Origin of the sequence: Anaerobacillus sp. 1_MG-2023 (assembly GCF_030547345.1) — a bacterium.
GTDB lineage: Bacteria > Bacillota > Bacilli > Bacillales > Guptibacillaceae > Guptibacillus > Guptibacillus hwajinpoensis_B.
The window spans coordinates 22849-44220 of sequence record NZ_JAUORD010000010.1 but is presented as its reverse complement, the minus strand read 5'-3'; the positions used below and the strand labels follow the sequence as shown (position 1 = coordinate 44220).

At 36.8% G+C, this 21372-nt stretch carries 18 protein-coding genes; 11 read left to right on the top strand and 7 right to left on the bottom strand.

The genetic code is table 11. The features are described 5' to 3' along the window. The first annotated feature begins 72 nt into the window (after window positions 1–72). Window positions 73–699, top strand: coding sequence for a hypothetical protein (locus tag Q4550_RS15975; protein WP_303534471.1), 627 nt, complete (start codon window positions 73–75; stop codon window positions 697–699). Between the two features lie 4 nt (window positions 700–703). Here Q4550_RS15975 and Q4550_RS15970 read toward each other — a convergent pair whose 3' ends face one another. Both Q4550_RS15970 and Q4550_RS15965 read right to left on the bottom strand, forming a co-directional pair. Next, window positions 704–1264 carry a hypothetical protein gene (locus Q4550_RS15970; protein WP_303534468.1) on the bottom strand — a complete coding sequence of 187 codons (561 nt, stop codon included), beginning with the start codon at window positions 1262–1264 and terminating at the stop codon, window positions 704–706. Window positions 1265–1269: 5 nt separating this feature from the next. Next, entirely contained in the window at window positions 1270–2493 is a 1224-nt protein-coding gene (locus Q4550_RS15965) for a hypothetical protein (protein ID WP_303534466.1), read from the bottom strand. 420 nt (window positions 2494–2913) lie between these two features. Between Q4550_RS15965 and Q4550_RS15960 the strand changes: the two genes are divergently transcribed. Further along, complete coding sequence (locus tag Q4550_RS15960) at window positions 2914–3468, top strand: recombinase family protein (RefSeq protein ID WP_303534464.1); 555 nt, start codon at window positions 2914–2916, stop codon at window positions 3466–3468. Window positions 3469–3483: 15 nt separating this feature from the next. Here Q4550_RS15960 and Q4550_RS15955 read toward each other — a convergent pair whose 3' ends face one another. Beyond that, a complete protein-coding gene (locus tag Q4550_RS15955; RefSeq protein WP_303534461.1) occupies window positions 3484–4137 on the bottom strand; it encodes a hypothetical protein in 654 nt (217 codons plus the stop codon). 403 nt (window positions 4138–4540) lie between these two features. On the opposite strand from Q4550_RS15955, the gene Q4550_RS15950 reads away from it, so the two are divergent. From Q4550_RS15950 to Q4550_RS15935, 4 genes are all read left to right on the top strand, one after another. Beyond that, window positions 4541–5395, top strand: a complete 855-nt coding sequence (locus tag Q4550_RS15950; RefSeq protein ID WP_303534458.1) for a DUF5677 domain-containing protein — start codon at window positions 4541–4543, stop codon at window positions 5393–5395. A 147-nt stretch (window positions 5396–5542) separates the two neighbouring features. Beyond that, a complete protein-coding gene (locus Q4550_RS15945; protein ID WP_303534454.1) occupies window positions 5543–7039 on the top strand; it encodes a type I restriction-modification system subunit M in 1497 nt (498 codons plus the stop codon). Further along, window positions 7039–8283, top strand: a complete 1245-nt coding sequence (locus Q4550_RS15940; protein ID WP_303534451.1) for a restriction endonuclease subunit S — start codon at window positions 7039–7041, stop codon at window positions 8281–8283. The genes Q4550_RS15945 and Q4550_RS15940 overlap by 1 nt, the downstream gene beginning before the upstream one ends. An 87-nt stretch (window positions 8284–8370) precedes the next feature. Continuing rightward, window positions 8371–11355: a type I restriction endonuclease subunit R gene (locus Q4550_RS15935; RefSeq protein ID WP_303534449.1), complete on the top strand. Its 2985-nt coding sequence runs from the start codon at window positions 8371–8373 to the stop codon at window positions 11353–11355. Window positions 11356–11449: 94 nt separating this feature from the next. Here the strand turns inward: Q4550_RS15935 and Q4550_RS15930 are convergent, their stop codons facing one another. The 4 genes from Q4550_RS15930 to Q4550_RS15915 all read right to left on the bottom strand — a co-directional run bounded on the left by Q4550_RS15930 (window position 11450) and on the right by Q4550_RS15915 (window position 15576). Then, window positions 11450–12469, bottom strand: coding sequence for a restriction endonuclease (locus Q4550_RS15930; protein ID WP_303534447.1), 1020 nt, complete (start codon window positions 12467–12469; stop codon window positions 11450–11452). A 156-nt stretch (window positions 12470–12625) separates the two neighbouring features. Then, the gene (locus Q4550_RS15925) at window positions 12626–13348 is read right to left on the bottom strand and encodes a M48 family metallopeptidase (protein ID WP_303534444.1); all 723 of its coding nucleotides are present in this window, start codon (window positions 13346–13348) and stop codon (window positions 12626–12628) included. 458 nt (window positions 13349–13806) lie between these two features. Beyond that, complete coding sequence (locus Q4550_RS15920; protein WP_303534443.1) at window positions 13807–14811, bottom strand: hypothetical protein; 1005 nt, start codon at window positions 14809–14811, stop codon at window positions 13807–13809. A 222-nt stretch (window positions 14812–15033) separates the two neighbouring features. Further along, window positions 15034–15576: a PadR family transcriptional regulator gene (locus Q4550_RS15915; RefSeq protein ID WP_303534441.1), complete on the bottom strand. Its 543-nt coding sequence runs from the start codon at window positions 15574–15576 to the stop codon at window positions 15034–15036. Between the two features lie 342 nt (window positions 15577–15918). Between Q4550_RS15915 and Q4550_RS15910 the strand changes: the two genes are divergently transcribed. The 5 genes from Q4550_RS15910 (at window position 15919) to Q4550_RS15890 (ending at window position 21371) form a co-directional block, all read left to right on the top strand. Beyond that, window positions 15919–16542 (top strand): TetR/AcrR family transcriptional regulator, encoded by a 624-nt coding sequence (locus Q4550_RS15910; protein WP_303534438.1) that lies wholly within the window; start codon window positions 15919–15921, stop codon window positions 16540–16542. After that, on the top strand, window positions 16517–17176 hold the full coding sequence (locus Q4550_RS15905; protein WP_303534436.1) for an MBL fold metallo-hydrolase: 660 nt from the start codon (window positions 16517–16519) through the stop codon (window positions 17174–17176). The genes Q4550_RS15910 and Q4550_RS15905 overlap by 26 nt, the downstream gene beginning before the upstream one ends. Window positions 17177–17308: 132 nt before the next feature. Next, on the top strand, window positions 17309–17995 hold the full coding sequence (locus Q4550_RS15900) for a thioesterase II family protein (RefSeq protein WP_303534433.1): 687 nt from the start codon (window positions 17309–17311) through the stop codon (window positions 17993–17995). After that, entirely contained in the window at window positions 17992–19080 is a 1089-nt protein-coding gene (locus Q4550_RS15895; RefSeq protein WP_303534431.1) for an alpha/beta hydrolase family protein, read from the top strand. The genes Q4550_RS15900 and Q4550_RS15895 overlap by 4 nt, the downstream gene beginning before the upstream one ends. Next, the gene (locus tag Q4550_RS15890; RefSeq protein ID WP_303534429.1) at window positions 19077–21371 is read left to right on the top strand and encodes a beta-ketoacyl-[acyl-carrier-protein] synthase family protein; all 2295 of its coding nucleotides are present in this window, start codon (window positions 19077–19079) and stop codon (window positions 21369–21371) included. Before Q4550_RS15895 ends, Q4550_RS15890 begins: the two co-directional genes overlap by 4 nt. Window position 21372: the final 1 nt, after the last annotated feature.

The window sequence follows — 21372 nt, the reverse complement described above, 5'->3', positions numbered from 1 at the left end:
GTTAGATTATGTTAATTATACTTCCCAATATTTTAAATGCAAATTTTTATAAATTCCCTTCAAGGAGTTAAAATGAAAAAAATTATATTAAGTTGTCTAGGCTTGATTATAATCACTGTGATTATCTTATTGTTGGTGTATTTAGGGAGAGACCAAGCAGAAGATCTCCCTATAAATAAAGACTCTCAAAATGAAATTTTACAAGAGATTAAAAAAGTTGAAGCTCAAGAGGAAATAGTAAGGAAATGGGTGAATACTTCAGATTATGACGGAGGATTTGTTGATCATCCCGATGAAGAAATTTTAGCTAAATACAAAAATAAGAAGGGAGTAGTTGAATACCTTTTCGCCACAGTTTTAATGGATAATCCTGAACTCTTTATTCAGGCATTTGACACTGAAACTATCTCTAAGGACTTATTTAAAGATGATGAAATAGATAAAACCATAGTAGCACAAAAAATGATGGATCGTATCTCTAGGAACAAAACGTTAGTCGGAGTTGGCTATACGCCATTAAAAGGCTCTTTTGGAGCTGATAAGGATGAGTCAAAAGTTATTTTGCGGTATGAAGATGGTTTAGAGATTAGTTTAGAAATAAGCTTTGTCAAAGGAGGAACAGCTCATGCGGAGAATGATGAAATCTATTCAGTTAGCACCTCTGCTTGGGACATGATTGAGGAAATAGAATCGCACTAACCTTTTAAGGGTTAGCGCGATTTTTGTTTTTATAATACTGTATTTCTTCTGAAGTTAAATACTTATACAGCGTGCTATATGAGGGAAGATTGTTCTCTCTGGCATATTGGTTCCAAGAATCTCTACCTACAAAGGAGTCAATATGGTCATTTAGAATATGCATTATATCACTTTTAGCATACTCGTTTTTCCTAACCTTTGAAGCAGGAGGCAAGTTGAGTGCTTCACGAGTAGAGTTCCAGGAACCAAATTCATTTATAAACGTTTGAGGAGAAGGAAGATGTTGCTCACTAGCATACTTTTCCCAATTTCTCTTTGTTGAGAAATAGTTGATATGCTCCTTACCAATATGGATTAATTCATTCCTGGTGTATTTCTCCCGCTGCCTTATCTTAGATATCTCCAATAATTGCTTAGTTTTGTTCCATGAACCAAACCGCTTTATTAACGTTATAGAGCGGGGGAGGTTATGGGTATCAGAATATTCATCCCATGCTCTAACAGTAGTCATAGCCTGCTTATGAGGTTTGAGTAATTGTATTAATTCTTCTTCGCCAAGTTTCATTCTATTCATCCTTCTGCTTGTCGAGCGTATTGTTCTTGTTCCCAGATGTACTGAACGGCGCCTTCGTTACTTGCATTATACTTTTTGATTTCTGATACAAAGTGATCAAAATCTTCTTTATTCGTAGCATCTGAAATTTGCTGTTTTAAATACTCTTTACCTGAAAAGTATAGATTTTGTTGTTCTTCAATGAAGTGAATAAAATGTTTATAGTACCTATAAAATTTCAGTTTTGGATGAAGTTCTTTTGCTCTAGACAAATCTATATAAGTTTCAATTTCATTATATTTAAAGTAAGTAAACGTATGTCTAAATTGGTCAAACTCCATATAATTCTTGAATTGAGTATCAGGGTACTCGGTCTCTCTGATATATTCTTGATGTTTATCTAATTGAAATTCACCATCTTTCATAGCACCTGTTAGTTTTATTTTTTCACCAACAAAAGTATCAGGATCATTAAATATCGGTAAACATTTAGGAGCTACTGGTTTTGGTATCAAGATACATAATTCTCGTTCATAAGTAATCCCTAATAAGAAAAAATAATCACCTTTTGTAGGGAGTCTGTTAAGTCTATTGTAGGCTTCCTCGAATGTAAGGATATTATTTTGTACTATTATTTCTTCATCTAAGTTTGGACGTTTTTCAGGTGGCTCTTTTCCGTACATAACTTTAGTAAATAATTCATCTCTTTCTTTTTCCAATTTCTTTTTTTCATCTTCGACTCCTGCATTTATAAAATAATCAATTACATCTTTATTTACCGCTAATCTCTTTCTTTCCGCATAACCTTTTGGATCAAGCCTTTTTTCATCCTTATCGGCTATGAATCCTAATAAAAGAATAAACCAATACAGTAATACTAGAGGGAAAAATACTACAAACAATAATCCAATTAGGATCTTCTGAAAAAATTCGTTTTGAGTAATAGCAACTATAAAAAGGGTAATGGCCAGTAATATCGAACCTATTAACATTAAAGCTAGCGATAGAGCAAATGCAGCCACTGTAATTCGATAAAATGTCATACCTGGCGCGCCATCTACAATAAGTCCCATTGAATCTAATAAAGATACGACTCCTATAAATTTAAATATCGGAAGTACTTGGTCCCAGTAAGCCGCTATTACAATAGTGAGTATAATCCCCATAAGTCCGGCTAAACCAGTTTGCTTACCTCTATGATACATGAGTGCTGAATCCACAAAATGTAATACTGTATTCATAATTTCACCGCCCATCTTATTGTATAACAATTATACCACAAATAAATAACATTGGCGTAATTTCTAAAAAATCATTCTATTTTTTCTTTATCTTAGGTACTTGATGTAAACCAATTTTGGGAGGGAACAAGATGGACAAAGATTTGTATACTCTGGATCGAGTGATAGCTTCTAAAGATACCTTCAATGCTTTGATAAAATGGATTAATTGAGAATAGTCATGTTCGATCTACTCTTATAAAAAATATCGCTATCAAATGTTCGTTTTTGATAACATCTATGGAACTAAACTCTAACGATTCAAAACTCCTCTAAAACTTGTATCAAAAACCATCTCATAATCAAAGTTTCAATATATACCTCAACTAACCTTTTTGATAATATAGAAGTACAACCACCAATCGAAAAGGGGAGACCGTTATGTTATTTGGATACGCTCGAGTCAGTACGAAGGACCAAAACTTACATATGCAATTCGATGCGTTAACGAAATACGGGGTGAAAGAGAAGAACATCTACTCAGAGAAAATCACGGGAACGAAAAAGGAACGCCCAGCGTTTACGGAAATGCTGAAGTATTTAAGAGAAGGGGATACAGTTATCGTTTATAAGCTCGATCGGATAGGTCGAAGCACCAAACACCTGGTGAATCTGATCAATGACTTTCAGGAAAAGGGCATCAACTTTGTTTCGATCAATGAGAATATCGATACGACAACTGCGATGGGGAAACTCGTATTTACGATCTTTAGTGGGTTAGCTCAGTTTGAGCGCGACATCATTTCAGAGAGAACCAAATCGGGATTGGATGCAGCAAGAGCTCGAGGGCGAAAGGGAGGAAGACCCAAAAAAGACCAATCCAAGTTGGATTTGGCCTTTCGGATGTACGATAGTAAGGAATATAGTATCCAGGAAATATTGGATGCTACTGGAATCAGTAGAGCTACATTTTATAGATATTTATCAAAGAAATAAATTAATTTGATACTATTAATAGTAGTATCTTACGTTGAAGTCTGGATCTTGCTGGTATTGGAATTCAGTAGCAAATTTTCCAGTGCTAGAAAGCTGGGTTATAACTTCTTCAATATTAGCACCGTTTTCATCTAGTCCTTTTGTTTGTTCTCTGTCAATTTTAGCCCCGCGTGGTGTAATTACAGTTAACTCAATTCGGCTCCCATTTGGCATTTGTAATCCATCAAATGGTAATTTGATGTTAAAATCATATTTATTTTCTTCTGTGGGGAACAACTTATAGTTATAACGGAGTTCGTAAATATATTCGTTATCGTGATTAGTGATTTGTCTAAGTGGGGTGTGAACCAAAACGGACCGCAGAATAAAATGAGCAGAATCCTTACTAGTACCCTCAAGATTCCCATTTTTAGCTTGCTCCAATATATCTTCAGTTCCTGCCATGATTTCTTGTTCTGTATAAGGTCGAAAAGCTAATCCCTCTTTTTGAATGAAAGTTTGAATATGAGGTGGTAATGATGTTTCTGCTGGTACAAAATACTTTTCGGTTAATTCCCCTTCTGTAATAATGGTTGAAATTACATTTACCTCGTCGTAATCAATTCCTGAATAACGAGAAGTCGGACGAACAACTACAGTAGCATCTTGGATCTTCAAATTATTTGGCATGACAATTCCCCTTCATAGTAGATTGGAATCAATTAACATATGGCCAAATCTTGATGGATACTTCAAAGCAGTGTGCATATATTACTAGACTCATTATAAAAATAACCTGTTTTGAAAAATATGTCAAAAAAGATGTTGGAATTTTCAGGATTTTTTATAAAAGGTTTTAAGAGAATAATTTTTCGAGAAGAAAAAAATAACTCACAATTTTAGCCTTATTATAGAGTATCTATGTATAACCCAGAATATTGATAGTAAATAGCTTCAAAATCTGAAATGTTTAACATTGAAAGATGAGTCGTTAATGGAGTAGTGGTACTAGATGTCTATTCTATTTTGGGGGATGTTGAAAGAGAAACTAGTTTATGGTGTAGTATAGATGAAATTACAGAAGGAGATATATATGAATAATACTCAATATATCAATGAAATTAATAAGATTATAAAAAAATTCATTTTTGAATCAAGAAAATTTGTTCAGTATTCATGTTTTCCATATGGACTTCATGACTTATTAATAATTAAGGAGAAAAATACTAAGTTAGTATATGACTTTGAATATTTTTCTTTTACTAAAAGCACTAAATCTTTGATTAGTATAAAATCATTGTTAGATGAAAGTCAAAATGAAGACGCAATGATTTTACTCCGGAGTGTCTTTGAGAATTATTTAAGTACTAGATATTTCCAAGAACACCCAGATAGAATTGATGATTTCATTTCTAATCCAGTTCAAATAGCGCTAGGACATTACATAGTCAATGAAGGAGGAATGATAGTTAACAGAGATAAAGTCCAAGTAGGAAAACAATCGCATGGTCCTAGTACATACAAATTAGGAAAAGATAAAACTTACTTCACTCGCTTCTATGATATATTATCACGTTATGCTCATTGCAACTATGGGATTATTGATCACTATATTGACATGCCAACATATACGTACTCAAAAGAAAACAATCCACTATTAATTAGAATTTTTGTGATATTTATTTTCACAAAATTATTTGAATCAGTTGTTACTGTTGAAGGGGAAGACCATAAGGACGAGAGGTCTGAACAAAGCTGCTACCAACTTGTTAAAGACTCTCTCTCGCTTCAAAATGAGCTATTCTCTTATTTAATTGTCTATTTCAAGAGTAATAATGAGCACGAATACTTAAGGTTCCAAAACAAACATATGAAAGAACTATTAAAAAGCATGAAAAAATCTTTACATGAGCCATTAGGAAGTATAGATAAGACATTTTTAACATAAACACTTACTTTCCATTGTGTTTTGTCGGAACGATTATATTTGATTTCAATAAATAAAGGCTCCCGTGAGGAGCCTTTTCACTTGCTCACACAAACCCTTCCACATAAATGGTAAAATAGGTAAAGATAAAGTAATGGAGGAATACACATGACAACGAAGTTAACACGACAAGAATTAGAATCGCACCTTTGGAAATCGGCAGACATCTTACGGGGGTCAATCGATTCCAGTGACTATAAGAATTACATATTTGGTTTACTCTTCATCAAACGTCTGAGTGACGTCTTTGAAGAAAGAAGACATTATCTTATTAAAGAGCATGGAGAAGAAATTGGAGAACTGGTAGCAGATGATCCGCAGCAGTACCAATTCTATGTGCCACCTGCTGCACGATGGGAAGTCATTCGTAAACATTCTGAAGATATCGGAACCGCAATCAATGTAGCGTTTGAAGCATTGGAAAATGAAAATCAGACACTCGTAGACGTGTTGACGCCGATTGATTTCAATCGAAAAGATGTTCTGACAGACAGTATATTACAACGGTTGTTGCAACACTTCTCTCAATTGAATTTAGCTAACAGCAACCTTTACGAACCGGATATGTTGGGACGCTCTTATGAGTATTTAATCAAGATGTTTGCCGACGATGCCGGAAAAAAGGGTGGGGAGTTTTATACCCCTTCCAAAGTGGTGGAATTAATCGTCAAACTCATAAAACCGGAAGAAAAAATGCGAGTATATGATCCGACGTGTGGATCTGGAGGAATGCTGATTCAATCCGTGGATTACGTGCGTGCTCGTGGTGGAAATCCTCAAGCCCTTTCGTTATTTGGTCAGGAAAAAAACCTCGGAACTTGGGCGATTGCAAAAATGAACTTGCTGCTTCATGGCTTACCAGATCATAAGGTGGTGAAAGGCGACACAATCCGTGAGCCGAAGCTCGTAGAAGATGGCGAATTAATGTTGTTTGACCGTGTTATCGCCAATCCTCCTTTCTCCTTAAAGGAATGGGGACGTGAGGAAGCAGCAGGCGACGTCTACGGCCGTTTCCAATACGGGATTCCACCGAAAAATGCCGGGGACTATGCATTCATCCAACACATGGTGTCATCGTTAAAAGCAGACGGTGTCTGTGGTGTGGTCATGCCGCATGGCGTGTTGTTCCGTGGTGGCGCAGAAGGGAAAATTCGTCAGGGGCTATTGGAATCGGATTTATTGGAGGCTGTGGTTGGTCTCCCATCCAGTCTGTTTTATGGAACCGGAATACCTGCGTGTGTGTTAATCTTTAACCGCAATAAAGCAGAGGAACGAAAAGGCAACGTGCTCTTTATTGCAGGAGAAGAGGACTTCCAGGAAGGGAAGAATCAAAACACCCTTCGGGATTCGGATGTGGAGAAGATCGTAAAGGCATTTGATGCTTACGAAGATATAGAAAAGTATGCGAAAGTGGTTTCGCTTAAAGAGATGAAAGCCAATGATTACAACTTAAATATTACGCGTTATGTCGATAAGACGGAAGAGGAAGAACTGATTGACTTGAATGCGGTCCTTTCGAATCTTCGTCAGTTGGAAGAGGAACAGACCGAGAAGAAAGCGAAGTTGAGTGGATTTCTTAAAGAGTTAGGAATTGGTGAGAAGTGATGGTGACAGAAGTGAAAGGTGTAACAGAAGGATATAAGATGACGGAGTTGGGTGAGATTCCTGAGGAGTGGAGTATTAAAAAACTAGGAAATATCGGTGTATTTAAAAAAGGTAAAGGAATTGCTAAAAAGGATTTAACTGATGAAGGACATCCTTGTGTATTGTATGGTGAACTTTATACGAAATATAAAGAGACTATAGAACATATTCACAGTAAAACATCAGTAAACAAATCCAAGAGCGTCGTAGGAAAATATAATGATGTATTAATACCATCATCTGGAGAAACAGCCTTTGATATAGCTTGTGCTAGTTCTTTGTTATCTGATGATGTATTAATCGGAGGAGATATAAATATCTTTACTCCAAACTCAGATATTTCCGGAGCATTTTTAAGTTACTTAATAAACTCCGTGCGTAAAAATGATTTGTCGAAGTTGGCTCAAGGGTCTTCTGTATATCATTTGTATTCAAGTGCTCTTAGTAGCTTTTTAGTGATGTTGCCAACTTTAGAAGAACAACAAAGAATAGTAGAAACCCTCTCCACTGTTGATAGAACGATTGAGACGACTGATCAGTTGTTGGAAAAGACGAAAGAACTTAAAAAAGGGTTGATGCAGCAGCTGCTGACGAAGGGGATTGGACATACAGAGTTTAAGAAGACGGAATTGGGTGAGATTCCGGTGGAGTGGGAAGTTGTTAAAATGGACGAAGTTATTGCTCTTGTAAGTGGACAATCTTCATCTGTTAAAGAAGTAAATAAAAAAGGAATAGGAGTAGCATATGTTACAGGACCTGAACAATGGGATGGAAAAAGTATAGTAGAAAATAAGTGGGTAGAGAAGCCACGAAAAATCGCTCCTGTAAGTTGTTTTTTTATAACAGTTAAAGGTTCTGGAACAGGAACTATTTTCCCTGGTGGTCCATTCGCTATTGGACGAGATATTATGGCGATTGTTCCATCTATACGGATAGAAAGAACTTTCCTTTATTATTTAACAACTCTTCATGCTGAAAAGATAGTGTATAACAAAGTAGGGATGGTGCCAGGCATTAGTCGAGGGGATATTTTAGAACATAAAATAGGTTTACCCCATCTTGAAGAACAAAGAAAAATTGCAGAAATACTTTCATCTGTCGATGAACAGATTGATATTTACACAAAAGAAAAAGTTAGACTGCAAGGACTAAAAAAAGGGCTAATGCAGCAGCTCTTGACAGGGAAGATGCGAGTCATAGTATAAGGAAGTCGAGGATATGGTGTCTAGCTTCAGGCGTTAGCTAACCCCCATTAAGGTTAAAGAACAATCTTCTTGGGACTTAATCTTTGCTTGTCGCCACTGAGCGAACGCCTTCAGCTTTTCGATATAGGAGGGGAGAGAATGGAAGGGTATGAGTGGACAGAGGTTGAGAAACCTTTCATTGAACAACTTAAAGGGTTTGGTTATACATACATAGCTGGGACCGAGTTGGATCAAGAGCGTACGACGCGCGCTTCCGTTGTCTTGGACAAGCGCTTAGCTCAAGCGATTAAGCGTTTTAATCCTTGGATTGATGACGGTAATGTGGAGAAAGTCATCAAACAGTTGACCGTGGTTCAGGCGGAAGACTTATGGAGTGCCAATCATCAACTGTTTAATTGGCTGTTTGGTCAAGGGGGGGTGGTGCTCCAGGACCGTGGAAGTGGGAAGAAGCATCAAACCGTTCAGTTATTTGATTTTGAAGACGTGGATCAAAATGAATTTTTAGTCGTCAATCAAATCTCGTATGAGAATGCGAGTGGTACGATCCGGCCAGATGTTGTGTTGTACATCAACGGATTGCCTCTTGTTTTGATTGAATGCAAGAGCCCTAAACTAAAATGGGACAAACAGCTTCCGGAAGCCGTTCGTCAGATGGATCGCTATCAGGAAACGCACGAGAAATTGCTGTGGTATAACCAAATGCTTATTGTCACGAGTCGTGACCGTGCACGTGTTGGAACGATCTTATCACGTCCTCAACACTACGGATTATGGAAGGATCCTTATCCTCTGACGTTGGATGAGGTGGGAAGCGATCGCCCTCAGGATATCTTGGTGTCAGGGATGTTACGAAAAGAAACCGTTCTCGATTTGCTCAGGAACTTCATCGTGTTCGATGGAAAGGTCAAAAAGCTAGCCCGTTATCAACAATATCGTGCGGTCCAAAAAGGAATCGAGCGTATCATGACCCAGGACAAACCTTCACTTCGCGGTGGTGTAATTTGGCACACACAAGGGTCAGGAAAGTCCCTGACGATGGTTTACATGGCGATGAAATTACGCCGGATTGCATCCTTGAACAACCCGATGTTGGTCATCGTTACCGATCGTCAGGATTTGGACGATCAGATCACGAAAACCTTTCAAAATTGTGGTTTCCCAAACCCTACACAAGCAAGGTCCATGGAGGACTTGAAAACGCAGCTGATAAAAGGGCCAGGAACGACGGTCATGACGTTGATTCAGAAGTTTCAGGGGACTGAGGATGATGAAGGACATAAGATCTTCCCAATCGTTTCAGAAGAGGAAAACATTATCGTCATGACGGATGAATCCCACCGTTCGCAATATAAGGGGCTCGCTCTTAACATGCGAAAGGCTCTCCCAAATGCGACCTTCATCGGGTTCACGGGAACGCCGATTGATAAGAAGAAGCGCTCAACCACAGGGGAATTCGGTTCATATATTGATAAATATACCATTGAGCAGGCCGTGGAGGATGGAGCAACGGTACCGATACATTATGAATCTCGCTTGCCAAGTCTGCAGGTAAAAGGGGACTCCTTGGACGAGCTATTTGACCGGGTGTTCTTTGAGTACAAAGAAGAGGACCGTGAGAAAATCAAACAAAAGCACGTCAATGAAGCCCTTATCTTGACGGCCCCTGATCGAATGGATCAAATTGCACTTGATATCGTCCGTCACTTTGAATCTCACATTCTCGTAAATGGATATAAGGCGCAGGTGGTCGCTGTTTCCCGTGAAGCTGCGGTGAAGTATAAGGTATTGATTGATGAGTATGCGGCAGGGCAGTTTGAAACGGCGGTCATCTTTTCGTCTGGTCATAATGACAAGGAGCCGTTAAGAAGTCATCATATTACGAAAGAACAAGAAAAAGAGTACATTGAACGATTTAAAAAGCCTTTTGAGGAAGATCGACTGGCGATGTTGATAGTGTGCGACAAGTTATTGACGGGGTTTGATGCACCGGTGGAACAGGTCATGTATCTGGATAAGCCGTTACGTGAACACAACCTTCTCCAGGCCATTGCCAGGACGAATCGTCGATACGACGAACATAAATCCTATGGCCTGATTGTTGATTATTTCGGGGTTTCCCGATTCTTGGATCAAGCCCTCGAAATTTTCAGTTCCAATGACGTGAAGGGAGCGCTTCAATCGATTGACGAGGAGCTTCCTCGCTTAGAACAGCGACATCGATCTGCTATGCGATTCTTTGACGGACTATCGGACAAGCAAACGGAAGAACGCATCCTTCGATTAAAAGCAGAAGATACTCGGGCTGAATTTGATGTGGCATACAAACGGTTTGCAGGCAGTATGGACAAAGTGATGCCGAGTCCGAAGGCAGAAAAATTCGTAAGGGACTTACAGCAGCTAGGGGCTATACGGCTGCAGGCCAAATCGCGCTTTTCAGTGGACGATGGATTGAATATCTCCGATTGCGGCGAAAAAGTTCGCCAACTGGTCCATAAGTATCTACTATCCGAGAAGATCGATGCACGGGATCCCGTTCCGATTCTGGATGCCCGATTTAAAGAGGAAGTCGAAAACAATGAACTGCCAGAATCGAAGGCAGCGCAAATCGAGCATGCCATTAAGCGAGAAATCTCAGTAAAAATGGACGAGGACGAAGTCTACTATACTTCTTTAAAGAAAAAGGTAGAAGATCTTCTTCAACGGTTCAACGATCGCAAAGAAGATATTCATGAACTGATTCAAAAGCTTTACGAGTTTCGTGAAGAACTTTTAAAAAAAGCCGAAGGCCGTACCAAGAGTGGTCTTACGCCTGAACAGGAACCGTATTTTAATAAATTAAGTGAAACGTTTGAAGATCGGGAGGAACAAGAACTAAAAGGGTTGGCCGTGGACGTTCAACAATTCATTGAAGAACGGGTATCGGATATTCCGGATTGGAAATCCAAAATCGACTTTAAACGAAAGCTCAATGCAGACTTGAAAATCCTCCTTTTAAAGAAAAAAATCGGCATCAATGACGCCTCCATGCTTGTTGGATATTTTACTGCGCTTGCTGAGGTGCAGTACAAATAATCACATATATATAGCATCTTGATTATAGTTGAATTAAGATTGATATAAGAAAACAAGGAGTCTATTTTATAGGCTCCTTGTTTTCTTATGATTATTAGTCTTCTTTGTTTAACATCCATACTTTTTTCAATGGAATTTCTGCTTTAATGTCATCACTCAACGCATCGTACGTTTCAAAAAGTTGTTCGATGACTTTAGCTGAATCCCATAGGCGTAATCGGAAAAATTGTTTTGGAATCTCTTTCATTACAGAGCTTTTGAAGCCACTCCATGAAACCAGGAGTCCATAATCTGCGTTAATATTACTCATCGTTCCAATTAATTGGTCCATCGTTGGGCGATCTACAGGGGTATCTGTCGTTTTCACTTGAACACAAATTTTTGGTGCTCCGAAGCCAAGTGTATCAGCAGCAGCTAAGATATCTACCCCTTGGTCAGCGCCTTCAGGACTTCTAAATGTCGTAAATCCTTTTGCTTTCAAAATTTCTTCTATTAACATTTCCATCTTATGACCCTTAAACTTTTGAATGATATGCTCGGAAATCCGGTCTTCGATAAACTCTTCTAAATCAGGCAATACTTCATCTTCAGTATCTTCAATCTTATCAGGAATCGGCTTGTCAGTAACTTTCCAGTTATTATGATACATTGCTTTTATGCGACCTTCTGCATTATTCTTATGTATTTTACAAATGGTCATGAAGGCACCTAAGGAGTACAAAAGATCTTGTTCGAATCTATCTCTCGGTACATCCATTGCAAACCAGTCTACATCTCTGTAATGATAATAGGGGTTCCCAGAGCTCGGATCATAGTGATAATCACTTATGATCTTACCAAAGTGAATGGTTCGATTTATTTTACTAGGTAACGCAATCCAATCCCCTATTTTCATTCTATGAGCTATTGGGTATATTTGTGATGCCCAGTTAATCGCTGTTTTTTGCTTTTCAAGACTATACTTTTCAACTAAAAATGAATAAAGTTCTTCTTTTTTGTTGAATGTACTTAAATCTATATCCAGTTCGTCCCAAGTTAAATAAACGCGATTATCTTGCAGAAATTTGTTTTCGAATTCCCCATTGGAGCCTGCTCGAAATAACCAAATACTCAATCCTTTTTCCCCCGATTATTGTAATTTTATATTATTATAGCATCAGTCATTTAGTGAAAATTAATAGAATAGCGTGTTTTGTCTTAAGGATTTGTTTTAGGAGAAGTGATGAAGACGAAAACAGCAGAATTTCATATAAATGAAATTCTGCTGTAGTTATACCTCAAGAGTAGCTCCTTTCAAACGTAGCCACTCTTTCCGATCCTCATAATCCGGGAGTAACATACGAACCGTGTCCCAATACTCTTTCGAATGGTTTAAGTGTACTAAATGTGCTAGCTCGTGAGTGATGACATAGTCAACGATGGAGGCAGGCGCTAAGAAAATCCGCCAATTTAGTAACAGCTTTCCTTCCGGTGTGCAAGAGCCCCAACGTTGTTCTTGGTCTTTGATCACTACATTCTTTGGTTCTTTTTGAAGCTTTAACGTGAAAGGTTCTAATCGATCCTTCGTAAACTTATCGCCTTTTCTTTTCACCCATTCAATATAAAGGGGCCTTAAAAGAGCGCGATACTCTTCTTCCCTGCATGAATGGTGAACTTCTCCATAAAAACGTCCTTTATGAAAACGAAGTGCAGGAGTCGGTTGATCGGTCTTCATAATCTTTAAACGATACTGTCGACCTAAATAGGGTAATTTTTCACCAGAAACAAACGATCTTAGTTTTACGCTTTCCTGCATTTCTTGAAAGTCTGATAGTTGTTTTACAATCCACGGCCCTTTTTTAAAGAGGATATCTTCTATCTTATCTATTGGAACATTGGGAGGAGAAACAACGTTCACTCCATACTGATTTACTGAAATTGAAAAAGTCTTTCGGTTATGGCTTTCTTTTAATGTATAGTAAATGTTCTTATTTCCAAATTGTATAGAATTCATTGTTGCTCACAGTCCTTCTTTGAACTTATTGCTTCTTTTATTATATCAGTTGTTATCGAAGGGGGCATTGATAGTATTTATTTAAGGTGCAAGACAATTTAATGTAGGAGATTGAGAAGTGTTTAATTATTAATACCAGAGAGGGGACTAGAAATAGATCTTTTTAACTTCGTGTATAATATCAATTTTGCGAAGATATTAATTTATCCTTCACTGCTAAAATGTTCTTCTAGTCATAGAACTAAATACAATTACAAACTTCACCCCCCATCATGATTAAGTATGGGGGGTGAATTATTATGTATAATATAAGGGGGGAAGGAGTCAGGGGAACTCCTTAAATCATAGGTTATCATAATTACCAAAAATTCCTGAGATTATGGGACAACTTTGACAATTGAGTATCTTGAGTTAATATTGTTCTTATTTGTTTAAACAACACTTAGTTTTACTAGAAATTAAGTATTGGCTAAGTCTTTTAATATATGAAGGTTTTCAATCATCGGCCTGCTCATATTAGGGCTTCTAACAAAATAAGCAGCAAGGTCCTTTTTAGATTTTTCAATTGCAAATTTGTCAAAATACGATGTGTCTATGTATTCAATCTCACCATATCTGGCTCTATAGAAGGCAATTCGCTTAATATCTAAATGTCGATAAGAGTCATCTATAAAATAATTTTCTTTTGAGTTCATAACTTCAAGAGATAATTCATTCAGCAAATAATATCCTACTATTTGAGCAACTTCTTGCCATCTATAACCCACGTTTTTTCCAGTTTTAAAATCATATAGTGTACCGTCAATAATTACGTCACCGTCTGCGCCTCCAACAAAAGCAGAGGAAACACCAAAATTCGGATTGTAAATAATTTCACTATTTGACCTTACAATTGTTGGTATAAACTCTTTTTGAAATACATCACATAACAAGTTTAACTCTCTAAGGATCTCTTCATCAGGATCACTAAAAAAAGATTTCTCATAAATATTTGCTGGAGGAAGACCAGAACGAAGAATGTGATCAAACTTAGCTAAGAAACACGCATCTTTTAATAATTGGATGATCGGCTTTTTATTATTACTGTATTTTTTCAATTTTTTAACTGATCTTTTAAATCTTCTTTCAATTTTTGAACTAAGAGTACGATGATTTTTTAAAAAACTTGATAAGATAATTAATCCGTGCTCAGCTGAAATATCACTGTAAGCTTCACTTCTATTTTTCTTTACTACTCGAGATAGCATGATCCTGGCTAAATAATCAAATGCGGTTCCAACGACTGAAGAATTATAATTTTTCACTAAATTATAGGGGACTAAAACTTCGTACTGGTTTTTAGAAAATGCTTCTTTACCAGAGATAGTTTGAAATGATTTTTTGATTGGAATAACTACTCTTAGAATCTCTTGAAATTCTTTTTGATTAGGCTTCGAACCTTTTAATAAACTTGTCAGAGACATTTGATTTGTCCTTTCAGTAATTTATACTATTGTCTATTTTACCACAAATATCCATGCTGTAATTTTTATACTAGTAAAGATCAGTCACTACTAACTAGTGTATAGGAAAGGAAGGGAGTTATTTAAACTCAACTTCGTATATAATCTTAGTTCTATGAAGAGTTAAAACAAGTCTTATTATGGTTAGGTTCACTATTTATATTTAGCTAATTAATACATAAATTAATTTGAGATTTTATTTTTAGCTGTCTCACACCACATGATTGCAGCCTCAATTCTTCTTCTTTCATAATCCAGTATGAGTTGCCAATAAAGTGGATCCTCATTGTTTTGAGTCTCTGATTGAAATGTTTTTTCAATAGCATAATACGTATTCAGTCTATTTATTAAGAGTAATTTATAGGACTCTATTTGATTGATTATAGCTTCATCATCCTTATGATAATGGAAAAAAACTTTCAATAAGATGATATTATTTACTACCGGAAGGTCATTTATAGGGTGATGAAGCCATTTTTCAAATGTTTCAATTCCTTTATCTGTAATTTTATATTCTTTTTTATCAGGTTTACCTTCTTGATGAATCGTAATAACTGTTGCTAACTCATCTTTTACTAATATCTTTAGTGTAGGGTATATTTGTCCGTAACTAAATTTCCAAAAGCTACTCATGTTTTGATCTATTAGCGTTTTTATTTCATATCCAGTGTTAAAATTTTTAGCTAGAAAACCAAGTAGTATATATTTAGTAGTATTTTTTTTCATATAGTCTCCCTAATTATAGTAAATCTACTAATTTATTTATTAGCAATAATAATAAATCCTTTGGAAAATCTCAATTTAAACTAGGACTCTAAGTATAGGTATTTTTACTTAAAACCAGCATTTTCCTCAGAAAGTGGTGGTGATACTAAAGGATATAAGACTCAATTACAAGTGAATTAGTGAATAAACCTAAAGAATATAATGAATGTTTTCGAAATATATATCAAGAGTTTTCGTGGACTCGGGAAGTTTAAGTATTAGATTGTCCTTGAATAGTTACAAGGTTTTCAATATAATATAACCATTGGTTACTAACCGATGGTTATAGAGGAGGAAAATACATTGACAAAAAAAGAAATTTTAGCTAGAGATAGGATTTTAATTGCTGCAAAAACCTTGTTTTACAAAAAGGGTTATGAACAGGTAACCGTGCGAGAGATTGCAAAAGAAGCGAATTGCTCCCATACGAGTATTTACGTGTATTTTCATGACAAACAAAAATTACTCGAAGAATTAGCAGAGAAACCATTAGATAAATTAATAAAAGAAATGAATTCTATATTAACGAACGAAAAGTTCTCACCAGAACAAAAACTAATAAGAACATCACAAACGTTTGTTCACTTCGGATTATTTTATAGAAATTTATACCAAGCCTTTGTAACAGTTGATGCAAGTAGAGTGGATATAACTTCAACAAAATGGGAGTTGAATAAGACGAGATTAAGGCTCTTTGATTCATTACAATTAGCAGTTAAGGAAAACTTTACGGAGTGGGGTGAAGCCCAACTACTTGAGTTCAGTCGAATGATTTATTACATGCTTCATGGAATCATCATGACATATAAAGATGTGGAAGAACGAGTGATCCAAATTGAAAGAAGAGTACTTCCAATTGTAAAACAGTCGGTTCATTATTTTATTAAAGGAGTGGTAGCAAGTGAAAGTCCTCAAGGTATCTCCTAACATATATAAAGTCGAAGCATGGTTTTTTATGAAAATGAGTGCGTGGATTGTAACAGACGATGATGGAGTCTATCTTGTTGATACTGGAATGCCCTTTATGAAAAAGCGTATTTTGAGAGAAGCTAAAAAGCTAGGTTCTTTAAAAGGGATCCTCTTAACTCACGGTCATTCAGACCATGTAGGTGGAGTAAATAAAATAGTCGAAGCAGAAAATGTTCCTGTGTATGCTCATCAAAATGATATTAACCACATGGAAGGAAAAGAACCTTTTCCTGGTAGAAAAAAAACAGAAAAGCTGGTCCAGCCAGGGATCGTGCAGCCACTAGAAAAATTAAATGATGGTAAATTTAAAAAGCTAGCAAATCTAATTCCCATCCATACCCCTGGGCACTCTCCCGGACACGTAGTGTACTACCATGAAAAAGATCGTATTCTTATTGGGGGAGATTTGTTTACCTCTAAAAAAGGGAAGTTACAAAAACCCATGCCTATGTTTACTTCAGATATGGACGAAGCTGTAAAGAGTGGCCGTATTGTAAAAGAATTGAAGCCAAAATCTGTTAGTATATGTCATGGAAATGACATTGAATTTCCTCATAAACAAATAGACCAATATCTTGTTAAATTTACATAATAAACATTTTTTATAATTTTTTAACAATTATCTTCGGAATATGGTTGATATTGTAATTTGAAGTGTGTATTATATTAACCACAGGTTAGTAACCACAGGTTAGTAACCTGTGGTTACTAAGGGAGGTGCTTGATGAAACTGCTTTGTTTTCATTGCGCTGGAGGTTCTTCATCAATGTTTAAACGATGGAAAATGAATGGCGTAGAAGTAATTTCTATTGATTTACCTGGAAGAGGCAAAAAGGGAAATTTGCCATTAGTCGACAACTTTAATGAGGCGACTGAATCACTAATTGCTCAGGTCGAGGAAACGATACAAGACGGTGAACCTTGGGGTGTGTTTGGTCATAGTATGGGTGCATTGTTTGCTTATGAAATAACAAGACGTTTAATGGATCATGATCCTTTGTTTCGAGTGTTAAGTGGTGTGAATCCTCTTCAGGAGTATAATGGTACTGTTCAAATAACAACTGGGGATAATCACACATTAATGGAAAAGATGGGGGCGCTTGGAGGGATTCCGGACCATTTGCAAAAACATCCAATGTTTATAAAGTGGTTTGCTCCAATCTTACGAGCAGATTTATCATTAGTGGGAACATTTACACTTAATAAAGAATCTTTACCTCTTCCTACATATGTCATTAATGGAACCGAAGATCGAATTATAGACATAGAAAAGATCCATTTATGGAAAGAATGCATGGATTTACCAGTGACTATAAAAGCGATAAAAGGTGATCACTTTCAGATTCTCAAGCACCCAGAGGTTATTCACTCCCTACTGTTAAAGTACGTTCAAGTAGGTGCTATATATTGATTGAATTATCTGAATTGAAGAAATATGCAGGCTTGCATGTTAAATCACAGCAGTTTAAAGGATTAGATCCTCAGCATGTTCTTAACTCAATCTACAAAGAATCCACTCATGAGGACAAAATCGAAGGTGCATGGGATTGTGTTTGGAGAAAGGCAGCGAAACAAAGTTTAGAGAATGGACACGTATCAGATGCCATCCAGTGCTATAACTTTGCTAGATTTCCGTTCCCAGAAACAAATGTACAAAAGGAATCAAGCGAAGAGTTAGTTCGTGCTTTTGAAGATCACTATTGTGATAATAATGTCAAAAAGCACACCATTTATGTACATGATAAAAAACTTTCTTTTTATACTGCAAACCTTAATCCTAAAAAGCCTTGCTTACTTGTCTTAGGCGGTATTGTTTCTATTAAAGAACAGTGGAGCGTTTTTCTTGAAACAGGGAAAAAGATGGGGTTTTCGGTTGTTGTCACGGAATTTCCAGGGGTCGGAGAAAATAGTATGATCTTTCAAGAATCATCTCATCAGATGATCGAAATGATTCTAAATTCTCTAGCCAACGAAACGGATGTTGAAAACACCTTTGTTGTTGGTATGAGCTTTGGAGGACAATTAGCTATAAAACAATCATTATTTGATCCAAGAATCAAAGGGATTACCACTGTTGGAGCGCCTCTCAATCGTTTTTATCAAGACTATTCAAATGAGAATGTACCCTTCATAACCAGAAGAACATTGTCTCATGTGTGCAAACTTGACGAAGATAAACTTCAGAGTTATATGAGAGGATTGGCCATCTCCCCTGAAAATATCCAACGGATAGACATTCCAATTACTTATATTTTTAGCACACGTGATGAAATTATTCCACTCTCTGAAAAGTCCTTTATTAATGAAAATGTATCGAACTTAGAGTTCATTGAATTTGATGATATCCATGGATCTCCGGATCACATGGACATTATACAAAAAATCGTTCCACTAAGCGTATTGAGGCATAGTGGTAGCAATAACATTCCTTTGAAAATACTATTGTCTACACTGCTTATGATGAAAAAATGGAAAAAGCGAGGTGGTAATAAATGAAACCATTCCAAATAGCAGTTACCGGAATTGGCATTTTATCAGCACTAGGTCAAAACAAAAAAGAAACTTTTGAAAATATGAAACAAAATCAAACAGGGATTGATAACATACAGTCGTTTGATGCTAGTAAGTTTATTAGCAGTATTGGGGCTGAAATTAAAGGCTATGAACCAACCGATCATTTTACATTAGAAGAACAAGCCTCCTTTGATCGCTGTTCACAGTACGCTATTTTGTCTATTCAAGAGGCGGTAAGTGAAGCGAGGCTAGCTCAGGAAAATATTGGGACAATCGGTCTAGCTTTTGGAACATGTAATGGTGGGCTAAATTCACTTGAGCAGCAAAATGGATTATCGAATCTTGATAGTCAATTAACTAAAAATTATCCTTTTTTCCAACAAGGTGACTCTGTGGCAAAGCATTTCCACTTTAATGGCCCAGTAATGACTTTGAATACTGCGTGTGCGGCAAGTGGAAATGCAATTGGATTTGCGTGTGACATGCTACAGCATGGGTATGCTGATGCAATGATTGCAGGCGGGTCAGACTCCATGTCGTCATCAGTTTATGCTGGGTTTAATGCTTTAAAAGCATTGAACGATAAACCTTGCTCACCTTATAACCACAGATATGGTTTGAGTCTAGGTGAGGGAGCAGCATTCTTGGTTTTGGAGCCTCTTGAAAAAGCGCTTGAAAGAGATGCGAAAATCTACTCAGTTATCAATGGTTATGGGCTTAGTAGTGACGCATATCATGAAACTGCTCCAGAGCCAGAAGGAAAAGGAATCTTGAATGCCGTTCAAATGGCGGTGGCGCAGGGTGGTATTGAAAATGAACGTATAGAATATATCAACACTCATGGAACAGGCACTAAGGCAAATGACCCTGCTGAATTAAAAGGGCTACAGTCTTTCTTCGGTGATAGATTTAAGGACATTAATGTCAGCTCTAGTAAAGCATATTTCGGTCATAACCTTGGAGCAGCAGCTTCAATTGAATATGCTACTACCTTGTTAGCTTTAGAACAAGGTCTATTGCCAGCAACAATTCACTTTGAAAAAGCGAGGGAAGGTTGCGAAACGGCAAAACTTGTTACAAATGAAATGCTGACCGAAACTCCTGATTATTTTTTATGTAACAATTCAGCTTTTGGCGGTCATAACGCTTCAATTCTATCAAAAAATGTCTTTCATTCTCCTCAAACACCTATCTTTGATAGTAACAGCGAAACAGCAAAACAATCAGATGTTGTCATTTGCGGATTTGGTACAGTACACGCATTAGCAAACAAATCTGGAAGCATTCTATCATCCTTCAGTATCCAACCTTTTCCTAAGACTAAACTAGACTTCTCTTTAAAAGAATATAATAAAGCTCTTTATGAAAGACGGATGAATCCATTAACTCAATTTAGCATTGGAGCTTGTGATCTCGCCATTAAGAATACTTTGCAAGACAAGGAGTGGTCAGAAGATATCGGGCTTGTATACGGTACTTCTAGAGGAAGCTTAAAGAGCGCAGAAAAATATTTGGGCTCCATTCTTGACCGGGGCATTGATAACGCAAGTGGAGTTTACTTTCCGGATATGGTATTGAATTCCACAGCAGGAAAAATCGCAAAAAAATTCAGAATCAAAGGGTTTAGCAGTTCTCATAGCTCTGGTGGAACCGATGGATTACACGCCATGCTATATGGAGCATTGACAATTAAAGATGGTAAACAAAAAACTGTTCTTGTTGGCGCTGGGGATGAATCTTCGGATTTATCGGATGAAATCGACAAAGCTCTTCACTTAACTGAGAGTTCGTATCAAACAACTGAAGGAAGTACTTTTCTAACTTTAGCTAATGAAGAAATAGCTGTACAGCAAGGACTAGATGTCCATGCTAAGGTCAAAGGATTTGGAATGAGCTTTAATTCTGAAGATAACCTTTACCGAACCATTAAAAATAGTATATCCCGTTGTTTAGATGATGCTGAGCTAACTGTTTCTGATATCGACTTTATATTTTATCATAACAACAATGTATTCGACACTAATGAATTTATTAAACTGAAGTCAGAGTTTGGCGACACACCAACCTTTACATTAAATAACACTTTTGGCTACATGGAGTCAAATGGCTCATTGTATCATACACAAGCTGCAGTTGAATTACTTGCCTTAACAAATGAAGAACAACAAGAAGTCACTCGTTCACTAGGATGGACTAAAGGACCTTTGAAAAAAGGGTTGATTCTAACATCTTCAATTAATGGTAATTGTATGGCGATGGCTATATCAAAATAAA

Excerpts from the sequence above, each read along its gene's own strand:
- Q4550_RS15960 (WP_303534464.1), top strand. The coding sequence starts at position 2,914 with ATGTTATTTGGATACGCTCGAGTCAGTACGAAGGACCAAAACTTACAT.
- Q4550_RS15955 (WP_303534461.1), bottom strand. The coding sequence starts at position 4,137 with ATGCCAAATAATTTGAAGATCCAAGATGCTACTGTAGTTGTTCGTCCG.
- Q4550_RS15965 (WP_303534466.1), bottom strand. The coding sequence starts at position 2,493 with ATGAATACAGTATTACATTTTGTGGATTCAGCACTCATGTATCATAGA.
- Q4550_RS15950 (WP_303534458.1), top strand. The coding sequence starts at position 4,541 with ATGAATAATACTCAATATATCAATGAAATTAATAAGATTATAAAAAAA.
- Q4550_RS15890 (WP_303534429.1), top strand. The coding sequence starts at position 19,077 with ATGAAACCATTCCAAATAGCAGTTACCGGAATTGGCATTTTATCAGCA.
- Q4550_RS15900 (WP_303534433.1), top strand. The coding sequence starts at position 17,309 with ATGAAACTGCTTTGTTTTCATTGCGCTGGAGGTTCTTCATCAATGTTT.
- Q4550_RS15925 (WP_303534444.1), bottom strand. The coding sequence starts at position 13,348 with ATGAATTCTATACAATTTGGAAATAAGAACATTTACTATACATTAAAA.
- Q4550_RS15940 (WP_303534451.1), top strand. The coding sequence starts at position 7,039 with ATGGTGACAGAAGTGAAAGGTGTAACAGAAGGATATAAGATGACGGAG.
- Q4550_RS15915 (WP_303534441.1), bottom strand. The coding sequence starts at position 15,576 with ATGAAAAAAAATACTACTAAATATATACTACTTGGTTTTCTAGCTAAA.
- Q4550_RS15970 (WP_303534468.1), bottom strand. The coding sequence starts at position 1,264 with ATGAAACTTGGCGAAGAAGAATTAATACAATTACTCAAACCTCATAAG.
- Q4550_RS15920 (WP_303534443.1), bottom strand. The coding sequence starts at position 14,811 with ATGTCTCTGACAAGTTTATTAAAAGGTTCGAAGCCTAATCAAAAAGAA.
- Q4550_RS15975 (WP_303534471.1), top strand. The coding sequence starts at position 73 with ATGAAAAAAATTATATTAAGTTGTCTAGGCTTGATTATAATCACTGTG.
- Q4550_RS15945 (WP_303534454.1), top strand. The coding sequence starts at position 5,543 with ATGACAACGAAGTTAACACGACAAGAATTAGAATCGCACCTTTGGAAA.